Annotated in this window: 16 protein-coding genes, 1 other RNA gene and 1 pseudogene; 15 read left to right on the forward strand and 3 right to left on the reverse strand. The window is 60.7% G+C overall.

Annotated features, from left to right (window positions below; genetic code table 11):
* Positions 1 to 79: 79 nt before the first annotated feature.
* From UIB01_RS08380 to efp, 4 genes are all read left to right on the forward strand, one after another.
* Positions 80 to 826 carry an abortive infection family protein gene (locus UIB01_RS08380; protein ID WP_038658819.1) on the forward strand — a complete coding sequence of 249 codons (747 nt, stop codon included), beginning with the start codon at positions 80 to 82 and terminating at the stop codon, positions 824 to 826.
* Between the two features lie 320 nt (positions 827 to 1,146).
* Positions 1,147 to 1,243, forward strand: an RNA gene (gene ffs, locus UIB01_RS22680) — signal recognition particle sRNA small type.
* A gap of 225 nt (positions 1,244 to 1,468) precedes the next feature.
* A complete protein-coding gene (gene earP / locus UIB01_RS08390) occupies positions 1,469 to 2,608 on the forward strand; it encodes an elongation factor P maturation arginine rhamnosyltransferase EarP (protein ID WP_038658822.1) in 1,140 nt (379 codons plus the stop codon).
* Between the two features lie 45 nt (positions 2,609 to 2,653).
* Complete coding sequence (gene efp, locus UIB01_RS08395; protein WP_038658824.1) at positions 2,654 to 3,220, forward strand: elongation factor P; 567 nt, start codon at positions 2,654 to 2,656, stop codon at positions 3,218 to 3,220.
* 70 nt (positions 3,221 to 3,290) lie between these two features.
* Here efp and UIB01_RS08400 read toward each other — a convergent pair whose 3' ends face one another.
* Entirely contained in the window at positions 3,291 to 4,739 is a 1,449-nt protein-coding gene (locus tag UIB01_RS08400) for an SLC13 family permease (protein WP_038658826.1), read from the reverse strand.
* Between the two features lie 146 nt (positions 4,740 to 4,885).
* On the reverse strand, positions 4,886 to 6,235 hold the full coding sequence (locus UIB01_RS08405; protein ID WP_038658831.1) for a class II 3-deoxy-7-phosphoheptulonate synthase: 1,350 nt from the start codon (positions 6,233 to 6,235) through the stop codon (positions 4,886 to 4,888).
* Between the two features lie 132 nt (positions 6,236 to 6,367).
* Between UIB01_RS08405 and UIB01_RS08410 the strand changes: the two genes are divergently transcribed.
* The 7 genes from UIB01_RS08410 to UIB01_RS08440 all read left to right on the forward strand — a co-directional run bounded on the left by UIB01_RS08410 (position 6,368) and on the right by UIB01_RS08440 (position 14,826).
* Positions 6,368 to 7,117, forward strand: coding sequence for a spermidine synthase (locus UIB01_RS08410; RefSeq protein ID WP_038658834.1), 750 nt, complete (start codon positions 6,368 to 6,370; stop codon positions 7,115 to 7,117).
* A gap of 274 nt (positions 7,118 to 7,391) precedes the next feature.
* Positions 7,392 to 9,554, forward strand: a complete 2,163-nt coding sequence (locus tag UIB01_RS08415) for a methyl-accepting chemotaxis protein (RefSeq protein WP_155268703.1) — start codon at positions 7,392 to 7,394, stop codon at positions 9,552 to 9,554.
* 576 nt (positions 9,555 to 10,130) lie between these two features.
* The gene (locus UIB01_RS08420) at positions 10,131 to 11,801 is read left to right on the forward strand and encodes a DEAD/DEAH box helicase (RefSeq protein ID WP_038658840.1); all 1,671 of its coding nucleotides are present in this window, start codon (positions 10,131 to 10,133) and stop codon (positions 11,799 to 11,801) included.
* A gap of 180 nt (positions 11,802 to 11,981) precedes the next feature.
* Positions 11,982 to 12,359, forward strand: coding sequence for an IS66-like element accessory protein TnpA (gene tnpA / locus UIB01_RS08425; RefSeq protein ID WP_170934318.1), 378 nt, complete (start codon positions 11,982 to 11,984; stop codon positions 12,357 to 12,359).
* A complete protein-coding gene (gene tnpB, locus UIB01_RS08430; RefSeq protein WP_003291615.1) occupies positions 12,356 to 12,700 on the forward strand; it encodes an IS66 family insertion sequence element accessory protein TnpB in 345 nt (114 codons plus the stop codon). The genes tnpA and tnpB overlap by 4 nt, the downstream gene beginning before the upstream one ends.
* Before the next feature lie 35 nt (positions 12,701 to 12,735).
* Positions 12,736 to 14,244 (forward strand): IS66 family transposase, encoded by a 1,509-nt coding sequence (gene tnpC, locus UIB01_RS08435; RefSeq protein WP_038658850.1) that lies wholly within the window; start codon positions 12,736 to 12,738, stop codon positions 14,242 to 14,244.
* Positions 14,245 to 14,247: 3 nt separating this feature from the next.
* Complete coding sequence (locus UIB01_RS08440) at positions 14,248 to 14,826, forward strand: plasmid pRiA4b ORF-3 family protein (protein WP_038658853.1); 579 nt, start codon at positions 14,248 to 14,250, stop codon at positions 14,824 to 14,826.
* A gap of 334 nt (positions 14,827 to 15,160) precedes the next feature.
* On the opposite strand, the gene UIB01_RS08445 is transcribed toward UIB01_RS08440, so the two are convergent.
* On the reverse strand, positions 15,161 to 15,601 hold the full coding sequence (locus UIB01_RS08445; RefSeq protein ID WP_038658856.1) for an REP-associated tyrosine transposase: 441 nt from the start codon (positions 15,599 to 15,601) through the stop codon (positions 15,161 to 15,163).
* Positions 15,602 to 16,215: 614 nt separating this feature from the next.
* Here UIB01_RS08445 and ihfB point away from each other — a divergent pair.
* The 4 genes and pseudogenes from ihfB (at position 16,216) to UIB01_RS08465 (ending at position 20,345) form a co-directional block, all read left to right on the forward strand.
* Positions 16,216 to 16,500 (forward strand): integration host factor subunit beta, encoded by a 285-nt coding sequence (ihfB, locus tag UIB01_RS08450; protein ID WP_003280517.1) that lies wholly within the window; start codon positions 16,216 to 16,218, stop codon positions 16,498 to 16,500.
* A 78-nt stretch (positions 16,501 to 16,578) separates the two neighbouring features.
* Positions 16,579 to 17,877 carry an LPS O-antigen chain length determinant protein WzzB gene (locus tag UIB01_RS08455; protein ID WP_230585294.1) on the forward strand — a complete coding sequence of 433 codons (1,299 nt, stop codon included), beginning with the start codon at positions 16,579 to 16,581 and terminating at the stop codon, positions 17,875 to 17,877.
* Between the two features lie 81 nt (positions 17,878 to 17,958).
* Entirely contained in the window at positions 17,959 to 18,690 is a 732-nt protein-coding gene (locus tag UIB01_RS08460; RefSeq protein ID WP_155268704.1) for a Wzz/FepE/Etk N-terminal domain-containing protein, read from the forward strand.
* 102 nt (positions 18,691 to 18,792) lie between these two features.
* Positions 18,793 to 20,345: pseudogene (locus tag UIB01_RS08465) on the forward strand (MBL fold metallo-hydrolase).
* Positions 20,346 to 20,408: the final 63 nt, after the last annotated feature.

The raw sequence follows: 20,408 nt of genomic DNA on the forward strand, positions 1-20,408 counted from the left end.
GAAGGTACACCTTCTGATCCATGTCGCTCCCGTCCGGTATAGTTCGTCGATTACCCACGAGAGGCGAGACAGGGATGCCATGCGCAACGACCTTCTGATAGCTGCCGAGTCGCTGTTGAACATACTGATTGGCCACGCCACAGGATCGCCTGGAAGTGACGCCGACTATGCCAAGTTACGGAAGCAGATTCTTGAGGCTACAACGCTGGGCGATCTGGTGCCTCGGACAGTGCAGACTTGCCGCTCTCTCGGGCAGTTCTGGGGAGCGATCAAACAGAAGTTCAGCACCTACCAAGAACGAAGGGACTTCCTTTTTGCTGAGTTTCAGCCTCTTATTGATCACCTTGAGCTTGCGACCGGCTCGCCTTCAGACGAGCTGATCAGTGGCTCGGTGAAGAGATTGGATGGTGCCTATGTTCACGCTGCCTGGGGCAAAGCTCTTGAGCGTAGGAACAGCGATCCAGAAGGAGCCATCACGATGGCCAGAAGTCTGCTGGAGGCTGTCTGCAAGCTCATCCTCGATGGCGCAGGGGTGAGCTATGGCGATGCTCCCGACATAAACAAGCTCTACAGCTTGGCGGCAGAGCAACTGAATCTCTCTCCGAGCCAGCACGCTGATAAGGACTTCAAGCGCATCCTTGGAGGCTGTACATCAGTGGTTGAGGGGCTTGGCGGCCTTAGAAACAGGCTCGGCGATTCCCACGGTAAGGGCGCTAGCTGGGTCAAGCCAGCACCTCGCCATGCGGAGCTAGCAGTGAACCTCGCTGGTGCCATGGCAACCTTCCTGCTCGCGACCTGGGAGTTTCGGCAGGGTCAACAAGCCTGACGCCGTTTCTCTTGGTAGAAGTCACCGCGAGCAGTTCTAACAAAGGCATCGTTGGTGATACCGGGGGTGCCGCTTTTTGCTCCGACCCACCCCAGGGTGCCGGGGGGAAAGTAGCGCCGCGACGTCATAGATACCGCCTCGCATTTTTGTTCAAAAAATAGCCGATGGGGTGTGGCCAGGTGATCCAAAAGGGATCCAGAAGTGATCCGAAACGGTGATCCAAAGTGCTCGCAATGGCGTACATCAGGTCTATAGAATGGCGCCCAACTTGAAAGCAGTGTGATGAGCGAAAGTCGCTGGAAGCCAGGATTTGAGAGGGCTGCCGGTCCCCTCGCAACGATCAGCCGTGAACCCGGTCAGGCCCGGAAGGGAGCAGCCGCAGCGGTGACATTGTGTGCCGGGGTGTGGCTGGTAGGGTTCACCTCCATAACGACCATCTTGTTCGTTTTCCTTCTCTTTTTATTCGACTGCAGCTGACCTATTACAGGCTCGGGCGTAGACGCACGTCTGTCTTTTTTAACGGTGGGATGGCAGCAAATCTCTCTCTGCGCTGGCTGCAGGCCGGCGGCTGCCTGAACCTTGTATTCTGGGCTGCATTTACCAAATGCAGGATGTGCCTATACTTATTCGAGGAGCACGGGTTTGTCTGTCAAAGCGAAGTGGGACATCTTCTGTGCGGTCGTGGATAACTTCGGTGACATCGGCGTCACCTGGCGGCTGGCCCGGCAGCTGGCGGCCGAGCATGGCCAGCAGGTTCGGCTGTGGGTAGATGATCTGCATACCTTTGCCCGGCTTTGTCCGGCGACCAGTGCCGATGCTGATCAGCAGTTCCATGAGGGGGTGGATGTCAGGCGCTGGTCCAGCCAGTGGCAGGGCGCCGAGCCGGCCGATGTGGTGATCGAGGCTTTCGCCTGCAACCTGCCGCCCGCCTATATAAATGCCATGGCCGCTTGCGGGCGCCGCATTCTCTGGCTCAATCTCGAATACCTGAGCGCCGAGGACTGGATCGTCGGTTGCCATGCGTTGCCTTCGCTGCAGGCAAACGGGGTCCAGAAGTACTTCTTCTTCCCGGGCTTCGAGGCCGAGACCGGTGGCCTCATTCGCGAGGCTGATCTGATGCTGCGGCGCGCCAGCTTCCAGCGCGACTCTCAGCAGCAGATCGATTTTCTCGCCACCTTGGGGGTGGTGCGCCAGCCCGAGGCACGTCTGCTGTCGTTGTTCGCTTATGAGAACACGGCCGTCGCCGGATGGCTGGATGTACTTGCCGCTGACTCATGCATCAATCAGCTGTTGGTCCCGGAAGGGCGGGTGCTCGGCGACGTCGCGGCCTGGCTGGGCGAGCCGAAGCTCGAGCCGGGGACGAGCTACCAGCGCGGCAACCTGCAGATATCCATCGTGCCGTTCATGACTCAGGACGAGTACGACCTGCTGTTGTGGAGCTGCGATTTCAACGCCGTGCGCGGCGAGGAATCCTTCATCCGAGCCCAATGGGCGGGGCGCCCGCTGGTGTGGCATATCTACCCGCAGGAGGATGATGCGCACTGGGACAAGCTCAATGCGTTTCTCGATCTCTATACACAGGGGCTCTCGCCCGTGGCTGATTCGGCGCTGCGAGGATTCTGGCATGCCTGGAATGATGGAAAGGGTTCCGAGCAGGCGTGGACCGGACTGCTGGAGCAATATCCGGCGCTGCTGGAGCATGCAGAGGCCTGGACCCACGCACAGGTCGCCAATGGGGATCTGGCTGGAAAGCTGGTGTTTTTTTACACAGATTGGCTATGATACGCGGCCTGTTTTTTTGTCTCTAATTCCCTTCGGATATTTCGTATGAAAACCGCACAAGAGTTCCGTGCCGGCCAGGTGGCCATCATCAACGGCGCACCCTGGGTCATCCAGAAAGCCGAGTTCAACAAGTCCGGTCGTAACAGTGCCGTGGTCAAGATGAAGCTGAAGAACCTGCTCAACGGTTCGGCTACCGAGACTGTGTACAAGGCCGACGACAAGCTGGAGCCGGTCATCCTCGAGCGCAAGGAAGTGACCTACTCCTACTTCGCCGACCCGCTGTACGTCTTCATGGACACCGAGTTCAACCAGTACGAAATCGAAAAAGACGACCTGGAAGGCGTGATGACCTTCATCGAAGACGGTATGACCGACGTCTGCGAAGCAGTCTTCTACAACGACAAGGTGATCTCCGTCGAACTGCCGACCACCATCGTTCGTGAAATCGTTTACACCGAGCCGTCCGTACGTGGCGACACTTCCGGCAAGGTCATGAAGACCGCCCGCCTGAAGAACGGTGCCGAACTGCAGGTTTCGGCCTTCTGCGAAATCGGTGATTCGATCGAAATCGATACCCGCACCGGCGAGTACAAGTCCCGCGTCAAGGCCTGATCCCTCGGCCTTCGGTGGACAGGAAAAGCCCAGCTATATGCTGGGCTTTTTCGTTTCTGCGGTGACACCTTTAGCTACTCCAGATCCACCCTACCAGCGCGTAGCAGAGCAGCGAAACCAGTAGCACGCCGAACAGGTTGAGTACGAAGCCGGCTTTGATCATTGCCTGAATCGGCAGCTGCCCGGTGCCGAATACGATGGCGTTGGGCGGCGTCGCGACCGGCATCATGAAGGCGCAGCTGGCGGCGACCGCGGCCGGAATCGCCAGCATTTCAGGTGACAGTCCCTGGGCGACGGCGAGCGCGCCGAGCAACGGCAGGAATGCCGCTGCAGTCGCGGTGTTGGAGGTGATCTCCGTGAGGAAGATGATCACCGTTACCACCAGCGCGATCATCAGCAGCAGGGGCAGGGCATCGAAGGCGCCGAGGCTGCTGGCGATCCATTCGGCCAGCCCGGACGCGCCAATGACGCCGGCCAGCGAGAGGCCGCCGCCGAACAGCAGCAGCACGCCCCACGGCGCTTTGTTGGCCTGTTCCCAATCCATCAGAAACACCCGTTTGTGCAGGTCCACTGGAATCAGGAACAGTGCGATCGCCGCGGCCATGGCAATGCTGGTGTCGTTCACGCCGTCGATGTAGTCGGCGAGCAGGGGCTGGAAGATCCAGGCCGCCGCTGCCAGCACGAATACCACGGCGACCATCTTCTCGGCACGCGACATCGGGCCGAGCGCGGCCATTTCCTTCTTGAGCAGACCGCTGCTGTCGCCCCCCGTCAGGCGGAAACCGCCACGGGTAAGCGACCACCAGATGAAAATCAGCATACCGATGCTTAGCGGCAAGCCCAGCAGCATCCACTGGCCAAAGCCGATCTGGACGTCGTAGTTCTCCCGCATGAATGCTGCCAGCAGAGCATTGGGTGGGGTGCCGATGAGCGTGGCGATACCACCGACACTGGCGGAATAGGCGATGCCCAGCAGCAGCGCCACGGCGAAACGGGCGCCTTCCTTTTCCTCGCTGCCGGCGATCAGCAGGCCAATCACCGACAGCCCGATCGGCAGCATCATGATGCTGGTTGCCGTGTTGCTCACCCACATGCTGATGAACGCCGTGGCGATCATGAAGCCGGCGATCTGCCGGCTAGGCTGGTTGCCCACCGCCAGCAGGGTCGCCAGGGCGATGCGCTTGTGCAGGTTCCAGCGTTGCATCGCCAGGCCGAGCAGAAAGCCGCCGAGGAAGAGGAAGATGGTCGGGTTGGCGTAGGGCGCGGTGGCCTTGGCCAGGGTGTCGATGTCGAGCAGGGGGATCAGCAGGATCGGCAGCAGCGATGTGGCCGGGATCGGTATGGCCTCGGTCGACCACCAGACCGCCATCAGCGCGGCCAGGCCCACGGTCAGCCAGGCCTTTTCCGACAGGCCGCCGGGTGGGTCGGTCAGGATGCAGGCCAGCAACAGCAGTGGGCCCAGGATCAGGCCGATCCACGCGGCCAGTACGGCGCCACGGCTTTGAGATGATTCCGCCATTTTCGTCCTCTTTGGAGCTGCCTATGGAAGTGGGCCGTACGGACTGAGCCCGCGCAGCCCCTACTACTTAGGGCGGACAGGGCCGGCGGGGTTTCGTTTCGTTTCGTGCGCGCGGGCGGTGCTGCCCGCGCAGAGGGGCGGGAGGCTCAGTCCGGCCGGACCTGCTTCAGGGTTTCGGCGATCATGAAGGCCATTTCCAGTGACTGGTCGGCGTTCAGGCGCGGGTCGCAGTGGGTGTGGTAGCGATCGCAGAGGCCGGCCTCGGTGATCGGGCGCGAGCCGCCGATGCACTCGGTGACGTTCTGCCCTGTCATCTCGATATGGATGCCCCCCGGATAACTGCCTTCGGCGCGGTGCACGTCGAAGAACTGGCGGACTTCGGCGAGTACGCGCTCGAAGTCGCGCGTCTTGTAGCCGCTGGAGGCCTTCATGGTGTTGCCGTGCATCGGATCGGAACTCCACAGCACCTGGCGGCCCTCGTTCTGCACGGCGCGCACCAGGCGTGGCAGGCCGGCTTCGACCTTGTCGGCGCCCATGCGCACGATGAGGTTCAGACGGCCTGGATCGTTCTGCGGGTTGAGGATGTCGATCAGGCGGATCAGCTCGTCGGTATCCATGCTGGGGCCGACCTTCACCCCGATGGGGTTGCCGACGCCGCGCAGGAACTCCACGTGAGCGCCGTCCAGCTGACGGGTGCGATCACCGATCCACAGCATGTGCGCCGAGCAGTCGTACCAGCCGCCGCTGAGGCTGTCCTGGCGGACGAAGGCCTGCTCATAGTTGAGCAGCAGCGCCTCATGGGCGGTGAAGAAGCTGGTCTCACGCAGCTGCGGCGCGCCATCCAGCCCACACGCGCGCATGAACTTCAGTGTTTCATCGATGCGCGCGCCGAGCTGGTGGTACTTCTCGGCCAGCAGCGAGTTGGCGATGAAGTCCAGGTTCCACTGATGCACCTGGTGCAGGTCAGCGAACCCGCCTTGGGCGAAGGCGCGTAGCAAGTTCAGGCTGGAGGTGGACTGGTGGTAGGCCTGCAGCAGGCGCTCCGGGTCCGGTATGCGGCTTTTGCCGTTGAAGTCGATGCCATTGACGATATCGCCGCGGTAGGCGGGCAGGGTGACGCCATCAACGGTTTCATCACCCGCCGAGCGCGGCTTGGCGAACTGGCCGGCCATGCGCCCGACCTTGACCACCGGGCAGCCGGCCGCGAAGGTCATCACGATAGCCATCTGCAGCAGCACCTTGAAGGTGTCGCGAATCTTAGTGGCGGAGAACTCGGCGAAGCTCTCTGCACAGTCGCCGCCCTGGAGCAGGAAAGCACGGCCCTGGGTCACTTCAGCGAACTGCCGCTTGAGCTCGCGCGCTTCTCCAGCAAAAACCAATGGCGGCAATCCGGCCAGGGTCTGTTCAACGCGCTTGAGGTGTTCGGCATCCGGGTATTCGGGCTGCTGCTGGATCGGCTTGCGTCTCCAGCTATCGGGGCTCCAGGCGTCGTTCATGGTCGTTCCAATCATTAAAAGTGCGGTGATTTTACCTGAAGCGTCCGGGCCTCGGAGATAGCGATGGCCTATGGGGCTGCGTAAGATGCGCTTCGCCGATACGCCGGTGATCGGATAGCTGTGGAGCAGATGATGGATAAAGAGGAGCGCTTGCTTGCCGAAGTGCATGACGCATTCGGGATGATTCGCGTAATCGAGGTGGGTGAATACCGCTTTCTCGAGTTCGGCGCGGCAGTCGAGCAAAGCTGCGTCTTCACCGCCGATCCCACGTGGCTCGAGTACGATTACACCCGCGCCATGCTGCTAGGGGGGCTCTGTCACCCGGATCCGGAGACGGCGCTGTTTCTCGGGCTCGGCGCCGGTAACCTGACCCAGGCCTGCCTGCAGTTCCTGCCGCTGGAAGATGTCGAAGTCATCGAGCTGCGGCCGGCGGTGCCGGAGCTTGCGATGCAGTACCTGGGATTGCAGAACGATTCGCGCCTGTACATACGCATCGGCGACGCCACCGAGCTGCTGGATACGGCGGAGAGTTCCGATTTGATTTTTGTCGACCTCTACAACGATTGCGGGCCGGATGCCGCTCATCTGGCCTGGTCGTTCCTCAAGCGGTGTCAGGAAAAACTCAATCCGGGTGGCTGGCTGATCATCAATCAGTGGGGCACTGATGACGACCGCCCTTTGGGCGCGGCGCTGCTGCGCGGTCTCTACCATCGGCATTACTGGGAGTGCCCGGTGAAGGAGGGCAACGTGGTGTTGCTGGTGCCGGCCGATCTCGATCAGCAGCTGGATATGGCGGGGCTGCGCCATCGGGCTGAAGCGTTGGCCTCGCGCTTGGGCTATTCGTTGGAATCGTTGATTGCGGCGCTGCGGCCTGCGAGCTGAATGTTGCGTCATGTTGGTGCAAGGCTTCAGTCGGTGCGCCTAATCTGTCCCGAATCGGTGCGCACTGCTCCTGTGCCTCTTCTGTCGCCCAGATAGCGCAGCGCTCTGGCGCGGCAGTTAGCAGGCAACCCGAAACCTCGTCGCTGTTGCACCTTTGCTGTGCATTCATTGCTTGGGTGATACCGCCGGTGGCACTTATGCGCGCTCGCGTAGGGGCGGCTGGTCTGCTAATTGCAGAGCGCCAGCATGTTTTGTCGGCAGTAAGGAACCGCCCGTGCCCCATCTTCAGAGCGACCACATGCACCTGTCCGCCAGCGAACGCCAGTGGCTCCCTTGGTTGGGGCCAACCGGCAAGCTGTCGATGCGCTGGTCGTGCTGGTTGAATCGCGGTGTTTATCCGGTGGTGGAACAGGTCTTCGAGGGTGTGGCGCAATCCCGTGTGCGCATTCTGCAGAACTGGACGAACAGCCATTGGGGCCACCTCGCCGAACTCGCTGCAGGCCTGGGCCAAGGCTTTGCCCATGTGGATGTCGATCTGCTGGAGAAGAAGCGTGCGCAGATGCCGGATCTGTCCGAGCTATTCGTAATCGACCCGCAAGGGCGCGTGCTGGCCTCTACCTGCGCAGCCCATGTCGGACAGCAGGATCTCGACGGCAGGGCCGTGGCACGCGGCCTGAGCGAGCCGTTCCTGCATGGGCCATATCGTGATCCGCTGACCCAGCGCCTGGGGGCGAGCACCTCGCGCTTCCATGATGCGGTGACGCTGATGTTCTATCAGCCGGTGCAGGTGGGTGGAAAACACCTTGGCTGTATCTGTGCGCGCGTACCCAACGATGTGATCGGAGACCTGATCCAGCGCGAGGCCGGCCATATCTACCCGGAATCCGGGGACAACTACCTGTTCATGGTCGAGTCGCGCTTCGATAACAGCGTTCAGACCGGCACGGCGCTGTCACGCTCGCGCTTCGAGGACGCCACCTTCAGCCATGGCGAGAACCTCAAGAGCGGCGTGCACACTCGTTGGGGCACCGTGTGCGTGCAGCAGCATACCGAACTCGAGCTGCGCTTTACTGATCCCGCCACCGGGCAGCTGCACCCTGGCGTACGTGAAAGCATTGCCAAGGGTTCCAACCTGTTCGTCACCTATCCGGGCTATTCGGACTACCGCCACATCCCAGTCATCGGCAAGGGCGTTACCTTTCAGTTGCCCGGTTCGGCGGACCGCTGGGGGATGATGTGCGAGGCGGATCTGGAGGAGGTTTATCGCCGACGTTCGCTGAGCGTCGGGCTGATGAAGACCTACCTGGTCACCGTGACCACGTTGTTCGCCATTGGCGGTCTGCTGCAGGAATACAGCGGCCTACCCACGTCGGCGCTTCACGTGGTCAACGGCTTGCTGCTCATGCTGGGTGCCTGGGCCTTCGCTTCGTTCGGGCCGCGTCGGCTGGCGGCGCGCATGCAGGAGATGACCGAGGTGATCCGTACCCTGGCTGAAGGCGAGGGCAATCTGCGTCAGCGGGTCGACAGCAACACCATGCAGCACGACGAGAGCGGTGACATGGGACGTTGGATCAACAGCTTCATCGACAGCCTGGACGGGGTGGTCGGCCAAGTGATCCAGGTGTCGAAGCACGTCCGCCAGGATAACGAGCTGATGCTTGAGCGCAGCAGCGAAGCCGGGCAGACCACCGGTGAAGTCGCGGAGTCCATTCATCAGCTGCTGTTGCTAGTGGAAGAGCAGTTGGGAGAGATCCAGCAGGCTTCGATGACCGCAGAGGAAATGAAGGCCGCGATGGACGATGTGATGAAACATGCCCGCGAGCGTTTCGACACCGTGCGCAAAGGCACCGAATCGATCCGTGACGTGGTGCAGCGTTCGGCCGAAAGCGTGCAGCTGCTCGATAGTCGTATGGGCGAGATCGATGAGATTGTCGGGCTGATCAGCGATATCACCAACCAGACGAATCTGCTGGCGCTGAATGCGGCAATCGAAGCCGCCAGGGCAGGGGACCATGGCCGCGGATTCGCGGTGGTGGCGGGCGAGGTGCGCTCGCTGGCCCTGCGCACCGCCAAGGCGGCCGAGGACATTCGCCACAAAGTCGAGAGCCTGCAGGCGGAAACACGCCAGGCGGTGTCGTTCATGGAAGGGGGTGTCCAGAATGTCGATAGCAGTCTGCGCCTGACCGAAGAAGCATCGTCGGAAAACGTACATCTGCACCAGACGGTCGAGCGTATGTTCGAGATCATCAAGGGCCTGAACGAGCGCAGTCTGCACTACGGCCAGACCATTCGTGGCGTCGATCAGGCCTCCAGCGAAATGGGCCAGACCCTCGGTGTGCTGCAGGACAGCGCCGAGCGCGTCCGTCACACCGCAGGCAAGCTGCACCAGCTGGTGGGCCGCTTCCGCGTCAGCGCCGCCAACAGCGAAGCCGCCTGACACCGAGGTCGGGCATCCCACAAAAGTGGCAAGCAGGCACCAAGCCTGTAGGAGGCGCGCCCTCGCGGCGGACGCAGGCTGCAAGCCTGCCAAGTCTAAAAGACTCGCCCCGAGGTCGGGCCTCCTACAAAAGTGGCAAGCGGGCACCAAACCTGTAGGCGGCGCGCGCCCTGGGCGAACGCAGGCTGCAAGCCTGCCAAGTCTAAAAGACTCGCCCCGAGGTCGGGCCTCCCAAAAAAAGCAGAACGCGCTCACCGCTGTAGGAGGTGCGCCCCCGCGGCGAATGCGTGCCAGCGACCCATGCTGAAAACACCAATCAAGGGCACAAAATAACCGCACAGCGTCACGTTAATCCGGTATAGTACGCGCCGGCTGTAAACCAGCCTGCGTTCAGGTACTGCAACACACGAAGCGCTGCTTCGGCTGCTGTCCGCTTCGAGCGGGCTATCCTTGACGATTCATCATTCATTCGTTTTCGCAACCCCGCCGACCAGGCTGCCAGGGTGACCTTCGGGTTTTGCACGGCATGCGCAGCTTCGGAACAATGGGTCTTGCGGAGCATCAGAGACAAGACCCATGACCCAAGAAATCGGCGGCTTTGCCGCACTCGGTATTCACTCCGCTGTTCTGGCTGCCATCAGCGCGGTCGGCTACGAAGAACCATCCCCTATTCAGTCCCAGGCGATCCCGGTGATCCTTGGCGGTCACGACATGATCGGCCAGGCGCAGACCGGTACCGGCAAGACCGCAGCCTTCGCGCTGCCGATCCTGTCCAAGATCGATCCGGCTCGCAAGGAAGTGCAGGCGCTGATCCTCGCGCCGACCCGCGAGCTGGCCCTGCAGGTCGCCACTGCATTCGAAACCTATTCCAAGCAGATGCCCGGCCTGACCGTTGTCGCAGTCTACGGTGGTGCGCCGATGGGCCCGCAGCTCAAGGCCATCCGCCAGGGCGCGCAGGTCATCGTCGCGACCCCGGGTCGCCTGGTCGACCACCTGAGCCGCAACAGTGGTCTGCTGTCGACCATTCGCTTCCTGGTCCTCGACGAAGCCGATGAAATGCTCAAGCTGGGCTTCATGGATGACCTCGAAGTGATCTTCGAAGCCATGCCGGAAAGTCGCCAGAGCGTACTGTTCTCCGCGACGCTGCCGCACTCCATCCGCGCCATCGCCGAGAAGCACCTGCGCGAACCGCAGCACATCAAGATCGCCGCCAAGACCCAGACTGTCGCTCGTATCGAGCAGGCGCACCTGATGGTCCATGCCGACCAGAAGATCCAGGCCGTGCTGCGCCTGTTGGAAGTCGAGGATTTCGACGCCCTGATCGCCTTCGTTCGCACCAAGCAAGCCACCCTGGATCTGGCCGCCGCGCTGGAAGCCAAGGGCTACAAGGCTGCTGCGCTGAACGGCGACATCGCCCAGAACCAGCGTGAGCGCGTCATCGAATCGCTCAAGGACGGCCGCCTTGACATCGTTGTCGCCACCGACGTCGCCGCTCGCGGTCTCGACGTGGCGCGCATCACCCACGTATTCAACGTGGACATGCCCTACGATCCGGAATCCTACGTGCACCGTATCGGCCGTACCGGTCGTGCCGGTCGCGAAGGCCGTGCACTGCTGCTGGTCACCCCGCGTGAGCGTCGCATGTTGCAGGTCATCGAGCGCGTGACCAATCAGAAGGTCGCTGAAGCCCGTCTGCCGAATGCGCAGCAGGTGCTGGACGCGCGCATCAAGAAACTCACCAACAGCCTCGCGCCGCTGGTGGCTGATGCCGAAGCGACCCATGGCGAGTTGCTCGACAAGCTGGTCGCCGACATCGGCTGCAGCCCGCGCGCCCTGGCCGCCGCACTGCTGCGCAAGGCCACCAATGGTCAGGCGCTGACCCTGGCCGAAGTCGAAAAAGAGCAGCCGCTGGTTCCGACCAGCAGCCCGCGTGAGCGCAGCGAGCGTTCGGATCGTCCTGAGCGTAGCGGTGATCGTGAGCGTCGCGCTCCGATCCCACTGGCCGAAGGCCGCGCCCGCTGCCGTACCCCGCTGGGTGCGCGTGACGGCATCGCCGCTCGCAACCTGCTCGGTGCGATCCTTAACGAAGGCGGTCTTGCCCGCGAAGCCATCGGCCGCATCCAGGTGCGCGACAGCTTCAGCCTGGTCGAACTGCCTGAAGACGGCCTCGACCGCCTGCTCGGCAAGCTCAAAGACACCCGTGTTGGTGGCAAACAGCTCAAGCTGCGCCGCTATCGCGAAGATTGATTCGTAGCGGTAGATATCGAAAGGCGGGCTCGATAGCCCGCCTTTTTTTCGTCTGGGCAAAGCCTCGTCCAGAAGTCAGTCCTCCCCCCAAAAGCATCGTAAGCGTCCGCCCTGCACCCACTGCCTGCCCTAGCCTTGAATAGCCACAATGGTGCCCACCATTTTTTAGTGGACACCATTGTGGATACGCCCCCCTCTACTCCTCGCCGCAGTCGCCGCCCCAACTTTTCGGTGGAGTTCAAGCTTCGTGTCGTCGAGGCCACGCTATTGCCCGGCGCATCCGTCGCGTTGATCGCCCGAGAGCATGAGGTCAACGCCAACCTCGTCTTCAAATGGCGCCGTCACTATCGGGAGGGGCAGCTGAGGCCAGTTGCCCACCAGGTTACTTTGTTGCCGGTCAACCTGAGCAAGGCGCCGACGCCCTCAGCGGAAGAGGCAATGCCACTGCCGTCGAGTCCGGGCGGACTGGTTGTGGAGTGCGGTCGGGTCACCTTGCGCATTGAGGGCGTGCCCGACCCGCAAACCTTGCAACTGGTCTTGCAGCAGGTGTTGCGATGATTGCCCCGCCCATCGGGACTCGCATCTGGATCGTGGCTGGAGCCACCGACATGCGGCGGGGGTTCGATGGCCTGGCGGCCCTGGTGCAAACCCAACTTGAGGCGGATCCGTTCTCCGGCCAGATCTTCGTGTTTCGGGGACGGCGCGGTGACCGGATCAAATTGCTGTGGTGGGATGGCGATGGCTTGTGCCTGTTCTGCAAGCGGCTTGAGCAGGGGCGCTTCGTCTGGCCGCAAGCCACCAGCGGCAGCGTCTCCTTGACGACGGCACAACTCGCGATGCTGTTGGAGGGCATCGATTGGCGCCGACCGCTGCGCACCGCACCGGTACGAGCAGTCTGATGTTCAACGCTTGAGAACACCAGTAACATCGCGCCATGACTTGCGCGACCGACTTCCTTCCTGACGACATCCAGGCCTTGAAAGCCTTGGTTACCGCCCAGCGCGGGGAAATCGAGCACCTGAAACTGATGATCGCCAAGCTGCGGCGCATGCAGTTCGGTCGGCGTTCCGAGCAACTCGATGGCATGCTCGACCAACTGCAACTGACGCTCGAAGAGTTGCAGGTCAGCCAGGCCGCATTGGCCTCGCCACCACCAGCCCAATCGCGCCCACGTACACCCGTACGCCGCAAGCCATTGCCCGAGCATTTGCCCCGTGAAATCCACGTCCATCGACCCGATGCGCAGTGCCCAGGCTGTGGCGGCGAACTTCGTCATCTGGGCGATGACGTGGCCGAAGTTCTGGAGTACGTGCCGGCGCGCTTCAAGGTGATTCGCCACGTGCGGCCCAAGTTGGCCTGCCGCTGCTGTGACGGGATCGTGCAGGTGCCGGCCCCGAGCCGACCGATTTCCCGGGGTCTTGCCGGGCCGGGATTGTTGGCCCATGTGCTGGTGTCCAAATACGTGGATCATCTGCCGCTGTATCGGCAGTCCGAAATCTATGCGCGCGAGGGCGTGTCCCTGGAGCGCTCGACCATGGCCGACTGGGTCGGCGAAGCGAGCCGGCTCTTGCAGCCATTGGTCGGCCGGTTGCGGCAGCACGTCATGACCAGCAACAAAGTCCACGCCGACGATACGCCGATCGCCGTGCTCGCCCCCGGCCAGGGTAAAACCAAGACCGGACGCTTGTGGACGTATGTGCGTGACGAGCGCCCCACAGGTAGTAGCACACCTGCGGCGGTCTGGTTTGCCTACTCGCCGGATCGCAAAGGCGAGCACCCGCGAGCCCATCTCAAAGGCTTCGCCGGGACATTACAAGCCGATGGTTATGCCGGTTTCGCTCAACTCTATGCCGCGGGCACGATTCACGAGGCGGCTTGTTGGGCGCATGCCCGGCGCAAGTTTTTCGACCTGCACAAGGCATTGGCCTCACCGATCGCCGCTGAAGCCTTGCAGCGGATTGGTGCGCTATACGCCATTGAGGCGGAAATTCGTGGACAACCGCTCGATCAACGACGCGCAGTGCGGCAGCGGCGAGCCAGCCCGCTGCTAGCGCAATTTCACGCCTGGCTTAACCACACGCTGACGCAACTGCCGTCCAAATCGGCGCTGAGCGGTGCGATCCACTATGCCCTCGCACGTTGGCAGGCGCTGACGCGCTACTGCACGGATGGCCGCATTGAGATCGACAACAACGCCGCCGAACGTGCCCTGCGTACAGTCGCCCTGGGTCGCAAGAATTATCTGTTCGTCGGTTCCGACGCCGGCGGAGAAAGAGCGGCGGCGATCTATAGCCTGGTCGGTTCAGCCAAGCTCAACGCATTGAACCCACAGGCTTATTTGACGCACGTGCTGGAGCGCATCGCCGACTATCCAATCAATCAGCTCGACGATTTGCTGCCCTGGAATATTGCTCTGCCTACCTTAGAACATGAGGCCGCTTGACCCATGCCCAACGTCACCCGTTTGCGCCAGCCGGCCAGCGACCGTCTCCTGCAACTGCACATCGAGCTGACGTGGATAAAACCCGCCATCTGGCGCCGGGTCGCCGTGCCCGAGCGCATCACCCTAAGCAAGCTGCACCAGGTCATTCAGGTGGTGATGGGCTGGAGCGACACCCATCTTCACGAATTTGAAATCGCTGGCGAAAGCTACGGTATTCCCGATCCCGACTGGGGCCCTTCGGTCGTTTCGGAACAGCGCAAGACACTGACAAAGGTGCTGTATGGGTCGAAGACGTTTCGTTACGTCTATGACTTTGGCGACAACTGGGAGCACCGGATCAAGACCGAGCGGCTGTTGCCGGCCATTGCGTGCCCGCAAGTGCCGTATTGCATCGACGGCGCCAATGCCAGTCCGCCGGAGGATGTTGGCGGCGCACCGGGCTACGCTGATTTTCTGGATGCGCTTGCCGACCCCGAGCATCCCGAATACTTGAACATGCTCGACTGGTACGGCGATACCTTCGATCCCACGGCTTTTGACCGCGACGCCATCAACCAGCGCCTGAAGCGGATTAAGACCTGAGGGTCAAGACGGTAGCGAGCGTACGCTTACAAAGCATCGTGCGCCCACCAAGCCCTTAGGAGGCGCGCCCTCGCGGCGAAGGCGGGCTCCAAGTCTGCAAAACTAAAAGCGTCGCCCCGAGGTCGGGCCTCCCACAGAAGCAGCAGTGCACGCCAAACGTAGGAGGCGCGCCTCACGGCGAAAGCGGGCTCCAAGCCTGCAAAACTAAAAGCGTCGCCCCGAGGTCGGGCCTCCCGCGGAAGCAGCAGTGCACGCCAAACGTAGGAGGCGCGCCCTCGCGGCGAAGGCCGCCAGCAGCCCACCGAGTACTTCACTGCGTAATTCAGGCTCAAAGCTAAACCGCGTCCCAGTGAGGGTAACGCCCAATGCGCTCAACTAATCCTGCACGTAGCGGATTGGCGACGATGTACCTTGCAACTGCTTGTAAATCATCTTCATCCCGCAGCGCCCGGTCGTGAAAGCCATCCTGCCAAACGCGCGTATCTAAGCGCCTGGCGGATATCGACTTCACCCTGCCGACCAGTTCGGATAACGATCCTTTTTGAAGTTGCAGCAGCCAGTGCAGGTGGTCGGGCATTACCACAAGCGCCAGCGTCTCGTGCGACCCCCACCTGGCATCCTCGCGCATGGTGAGTATCAGCGTGCGAGCAGCCGAGAGATCCTCGAAAACCCTGGCCCTGCGCTGCGTTACTGCCGTAACTAGATAAATTTGATTGACGACTGAACAGCGACCGCGGCGTAACCGATTGGATGCGGCACAAGCTTCCTTGCTCATTTTCACCTCCTTGAAAAGCGCTAATTCTATCTAGAGTAGTGGCGAACGCAGGCTGCAAGCCCGTCAAACCAAACGCTTCGTCCCGACGCCGGGCTTCCCCCAGAAGCAGCAGTGCACGCCAAATGTAGGAGGCGCGCCCTCGCGGCGAACGCAGGCTCCAAGCCTGCCACAACTAAAAGCTTCGCCCCGAGGTCGGGCCTCCCACAGAAGCAGCAGTGCACTCCTACGTAGGAGGCGCGCCCTCGCGGCGAACGCAGGCTCCAAGCCTGCCACAACTAAAAGCTTCGCCCCGAGGTCGGGCCTCCCACAGAGGCAGCAGTGCACGCCTACGTAGGAGGCGCGCCCTCGCGGCGAAAGCAGACTGCAAGCCTGCCAAAGCCAAAATTTCGCCCCGAGGTCGGGCCTCCCACAGAAGCAGCAGCGCTCACCAAACGTAGGAAGCGCGCCCCCGCGGCGAAAGCAGTTCAACAACCTGCTCAGGCTTTCACCCTGCCCTCGCAGTACAAGCTAGACCTTCGTCCGTCAATCCCGCCCGGGCTGTTCAAACTCTGAACAACATGCTACAAACGACCGCAACCCGAATCATCTAGCCGCTTGAAAACGAAGGGAAAACCATGACCAAGTCGGAGTTGATCGAGCGTATCGTCACCCAGCAGGGCCTGCTTTCGTCAAAGGATGTCGAGCTGGCCATCAAGACCATGCTCGAGCAAATGGCTCAAGCATTGGCCACTGGCGACCGGATCGAAATTCGCGGCTTCGGCAGTTTTTCTCTGCACTACCGCGCCCCTCGCGTCGGCCGCAACCCCAAGACCGGCCAGTCGGTCAGCCTTGACGGCAAGTTCGTTCCTCATTTCAAGCCTGGGAAGGAGTTACGGGATCGAGTAAACGAAGACGAATAACCGTCGTTTCTAGCGAGCATCTAGTGAACCTTGTCACAAATTGCCTGTCGGACCTCCGTTGCCTGTATTTCAGGATGAATGATCAACGAGGGAACAACCGTGGGCATGGCCATGCAGCAGGTGAACGCTTCCACTGACGAAATCGACCTGGTAGCGCTATTTCAAGCGCTCTGGCGACAGAAAATCCTCATTCTGGTAATTACCCTGGCTTGTGCAGTCGTTGCAGTTGGTTATGCGTTTCTAGCAACGCCTTACTACAAGACAACCACCTATCTTCGACCGTCCGATCGCAGCAGTCTCGACCAGCTGAACGAAACCGGCATCTACAAGTTGGCGCCGGATGAAGCACTTGGACGCGTTGCGGCAAGCCTCTCTTCCTACGATTTACGTCGGGAGTTTTTCAGGCAGCACCCTGATCTTTTCGAGCCGATTATGCGTGATGGCCGCCCTGACCAGCTTTCTTTCAGCGACTTCAACGAAAAAGCATTCGAAGTATTGCGCCCGGACCCAAAGCGGACTGACGATCGCAACGCGTACGTGGGCCTGGCGCTTGCCTATCCGGCACAGATGGATGGTGTCTCCGTAGTCAATGAGTTCGTTGACTTCGTGCTGGATCATGAGCGAGAAGCGATTGGCCGCGAAGTGGCGCATCTGGCAGCCAATCGGCTTGTCGGGCTTGAAGGGCAGATAGCGGCTGGTCGAGCAGCCTATGAGTCGAGCAAGGAGTCGGAGATCGCGGCGCTGCTCGAGAAGGACGCAATCAAGGCAGCAGAGCTTCAAGCCGAGCGCGATGCACTGCGTATTCAGCTGAGAACCAAGCGCGACAACCGCATTGTGCAATTGGAAGAAGCGATAGGGATTGCCGAATCGCTCGGCATCAAAAAACCTAGCCCATTGCTGGCGCTGAATACCGCAACTATCGATCGCGGCACTGGCCAAACGCCAAATACGGATGGCTTGGAAACGCCGCTTTACTTTCTCGGCTCAGAGGCGCTGTCGGCTGAGCGCGAAGCGCTGCTGGCCCGAGAGAGCGACGACTTTGCCGAGCCGCGTATCGCTGAAATTGAAAAAGAGCTCGCTCTACTGGGACGAAATCCGCAGGTAGAGCTGATGCGGCAGCGCGACACTGATGACCTTTTCCTCGCTGATCTGGCGAACTGGCGCAAGGAAGCTGCGCATCTTAAGGCGATAGACCTCGATGTCGAGGCACTCAAGTTGGTTCGCCTCGATCAGCCAGCAATGACTCCGTCTGGTCCGCTTAAGCCGAGGCGGGCATTAGTAGTCGCGCTGGGCCTGGTTTTAGGCTTGATGGTTGGCATATTTGTGGCACTTGTTCGCGCACTTTTGATGAGCAATAGCCGTGTACAGCCGATCTGATCTCGAAATGACTTGTTGGTCCAAATTCATTCCACCTTGTGGCAGAATGCCCCGCTTTTTACTAAGGCCAAGGGGCGGCGAATGCGTAACGGTTTGGAACGACTGGAGTCTGATGAGATCGATTTGCTTGAGCTCTTTCGTCAGTGTTGGAAAGACCGCGTGATCATCCTGCTTGCGGCGGCGCTAGCAACTATAGTTGCGGTCGCTTACGCGCTGTGGACGCCGTCCATCTATACGCCGTCCATCTATCGCGCTCAGGTCGTGATAGCACCGGGAGTGCTCGCCAATTTCGGCAGCCTTGCCGGGCAAATACAGGCACGTTCATCCCAGCCTGTAGCGGTAGCCATAGCCGATAGTAAGCAGCTGGCTGTCGATTCGTTCGAGTTGCTGATCGCTCAGCTTGAGTCGAAAGCGTCAAAAGCGGAGTTCGATGAGTCTCATGTCGAAGCGCCGCGAAATGTAACGCTGGAAATCAAACGAGGCCGCGCTGAAGGCGACCCGGTTACCGTAATTGCTAGGGCTGGCCAGAGCGGCCACCCCGGCAGATTTCTTGACGCTTATCTTGCTTTCGCATCAGCTCGTGCGTCGGCAGAGCTCAATGGCTTCCTCACGGGTATGGAGCTGCACTATGAAGCTGCGTCCAGCATGTTGTATCGAGTGGAGTCTCCCTCGTACGAGCTCAGTTCGCCTGTCCATCCCAAACCGCTGTTAATCATTACCCTTGGATTCGTGCTCGGGACGATGGCTGGCGCTTTCATTGTTATGATGCGCGCTTTGCTTAAACGGGAGAGCGGAACGCCAGCCTTTTCCTGAAATCTGGTTGCACTAGTTCAACGCTCATTACGCTGTACTGGAAAACAACGGGCGACCGCTGACAATTGCAACCTTCCAAGTGCAGCGTTAAAGGAGCTAACCATGCGCTTCCCGCATATCCAGCATCATGGTGCGCAAGGCGGTGTAACGGGGTCCTGTCACCAGCTATGTATGCATCCTGAGAACAGCCTGCTCATCGACTGTGGCTTGTTCCAGGGGAATGAGGCATTAGCCGATGGGCGCAGTGGAGCAGACCACCCCTCCATCGAGTTTTCGCTGGCTACCGTCAAGGCGCTAGTGGTCACTCACGTGCATATCGACCACGTAGGGCGAATTCCTTACCTGCTTGCCGCCGGCTTCAAAGGGCCGATTCTGTGCAGTGAGCCCTCGGCCAAACTGCTACCCATCGTTCTGGAAGATGCCTTCAGACTGGGTTTCAGCCGTGACCACAAAGAGGTGGAGCGCTATATCAAGCTGGTCGAGCAGCGCCTTCAACCACTGCCCTACAAACAATGGTTCACTCTCATCGAAACCGATGAGCTTTACGTGCGTATTCGCCTGCAGCGTGCCGGCCACATTCTCGGCTCGGCTTACGTGGAAATTGACGTGTTCTACCCCGGCACGGGTGACACCAAACGCATCGTCTTTTCTGGTGATCTCGGCGCGCCTCATGCGCCGTTGCTAATGCTGCCTGAACCACCCGAACGCGCCGATATCCTCGTGCTGGAAAGCACATACGGTGATCGTTTGCATGAAGACCGTGCTAGCCGTCGTCAGCGCTTGGAAGCCGTCATCGAACACGCCCTGCAGGATCAAGGCACTGTCCTGATCCCCGCCTTCAGCATCGGCCGCACTCAGGAGCTGCTATACGAGCTTGAAGAGATCATTCACAGCAAACTGCACGCCCATACAGATAAGCCGCCCGTCAACGCCGATGAGGGTGGTAACGAGTTTGCAAATAACGGGCGCGCCCCGCACAGCCAGTCCCCTATCCCCTCAGGGGAGCGGGCTAGGGTGAGGGGCAATAGCCACAACGCTCAGGGCAATCTCGAAACAAACTGGCCGCAACTCCCAATCATCCTCGATTCCCCCTTGGCCACACGCTTCACCGAGGCCTACCGAAGCCTGCAGCCCTACTGGAATCAGGAGGCGCGCGAGCGCGTCGAAGCCGGCCGCAACCCGTTGGCGTTCGACAACCTGATCATGATCGATAACCACGCCGACCATATCGCCGTGTTGAACCGCCTTGCCCAAACCGCACGCCCCGCGATCATCATTGCCGGCAATGGCATGTGCTCCGGTGGGCGCATCGTCAACTACCTGAAAGCTATGCTGCATGACCCAAGGCATGACGTTCTGTTCGTTGGCTACCAGGCCAAGGGCACACCCGGTCATACCATCCAGCAATTCGGGCCCAAGGGTGGCTATGTTGAGCTGGATGGTGAGCGTTTCGATATCCGAGCAAAGGTGAGCAGCATCGGTGGCTACTCGGCTCATGCAGATCAAAAGGGATTGTTGGAGTTGTGACGGGCATGCGGGAGTGGCCGGCGGAGATACGGGTGGTGCATGGGGAGCCACAGGCCAAGCAGACATTGACTGCTCAGTTGCGAAAGCAACACGGACGATTGAATCGTGCGCTCGACGTGCTCAGGTGAAGGAACCCTGAAATACAGCGCGGCCCGGGCTTATATCAGCAATTTTCGTTTAGATGGACGTTT

Origin of the sequence: Stutzerimonas decontaminans, from assembly GCF_000661915.1 — a bacterium.
GTDB lineage: Bacteria > Pseudomonadota > Gammaproteobacteria > Pseudomonadales > Pseudomonadaceae > Stutzerimonas > Stutzerimonas decontaminans.

What these genes read in the sequence shown, in the direction of transcription:
- UIB01_RS08380 (WP_038658819.1), top strand. Translation starts at nt 80, where the DNA reads ATGCGCAACGACCTTCTGATAGCTGCCGAGTCGCTGTTGAACATACTG.
- efp (WP_038658824.1), top strand. Translation starts at nt 2,654, where the DNA reads ATGAAAACCGCACAAGAGTTCCGTGCCGGCCAGGTGGCCATCATCAAC.
- UIB01_RS08400 (WP_038658826.1), bottom strand. Translation starts at nt 4,739, where the DNA reads ATGGCGGAATCATCTCAAAGCCGTGGCGCCGTACTGGCCGCGTGGATC.
- UIB01_RS08405 (WP_038658831.1), bottom strand. Translation starts at nt 6,235, where the DNA reads ATGAACGACGCCTGGAGCCCCGATAGCTGGAGACGCAAGCCGATCCAG.
- UIB01_RS08410 (WP_038658834.1), top strand. Translation starts at nt 6,368, where the DNA reads ATGGATAAAGAGGAGCGCTTGCTTGCCGAAGTGCATGACGCATTCGGG.
- UIB01_RS08420 (WP_038658840.1), top strand. Translation starts at nt 10,131, where the DNA reads ATGACCCAAGAAATCGGCGGCTTTGCCGCACTCGGTATTCACTCCGCT.
- tnpB (WP_003291615.1), top strand. Translation starts at nt 12,356, where the DNA reads ATGATTGCCCCGCCCATCGGGACTCGCATCTGGATCGTGGCTGGAGCC.
- tnpC (WP_038658850.1), top strand. Translation starts at nt 12,736, where the DNA reads ATGACTTGCGCGACCGACTTCCTTCCTGACGACATCCAGGCCTTGAAA.
- UIB01_RS08440 (WP_038658853.1), top strand. Translation starts at nt 14,248, where the DNA reads ATGCCCAACGTCACCCGTTTGCGCCAGCCGGCCAGCGACCGTCTCCTG.
- UIB01_RS08445 (WP_038658856.1), bottom strand. Translation starts at nt 15,601, where the DNA reads ATGAGCAAGGAAGCTTGTGCCGCATCCAATCGGTTACGCCGCGGTCGC.
- ihfB (WP_003280517.1), top strand. Translation starts at nt 16,216, where the DNA reads ATGACCAAGTCGGAGTTGATCGAGCGTATCGTCACCCAGCAGGGCCTG.
- UIB01_RS08455 (WP_230585294.1), top strand. Translation starts at nt 16,579, where the DNA reads ATGATCAACGAGGGAACAACCGTGGGCATGGCCATGCAGCAGGTGAAC.
- UIB01_RS08460 (WP_155268704.1), top strand. Translation starts at nt 17,959, where the DNA reads ATGCGTAACGGTTTGGAACGACTGGAGTCTGATGAGATCGATTTGCTT.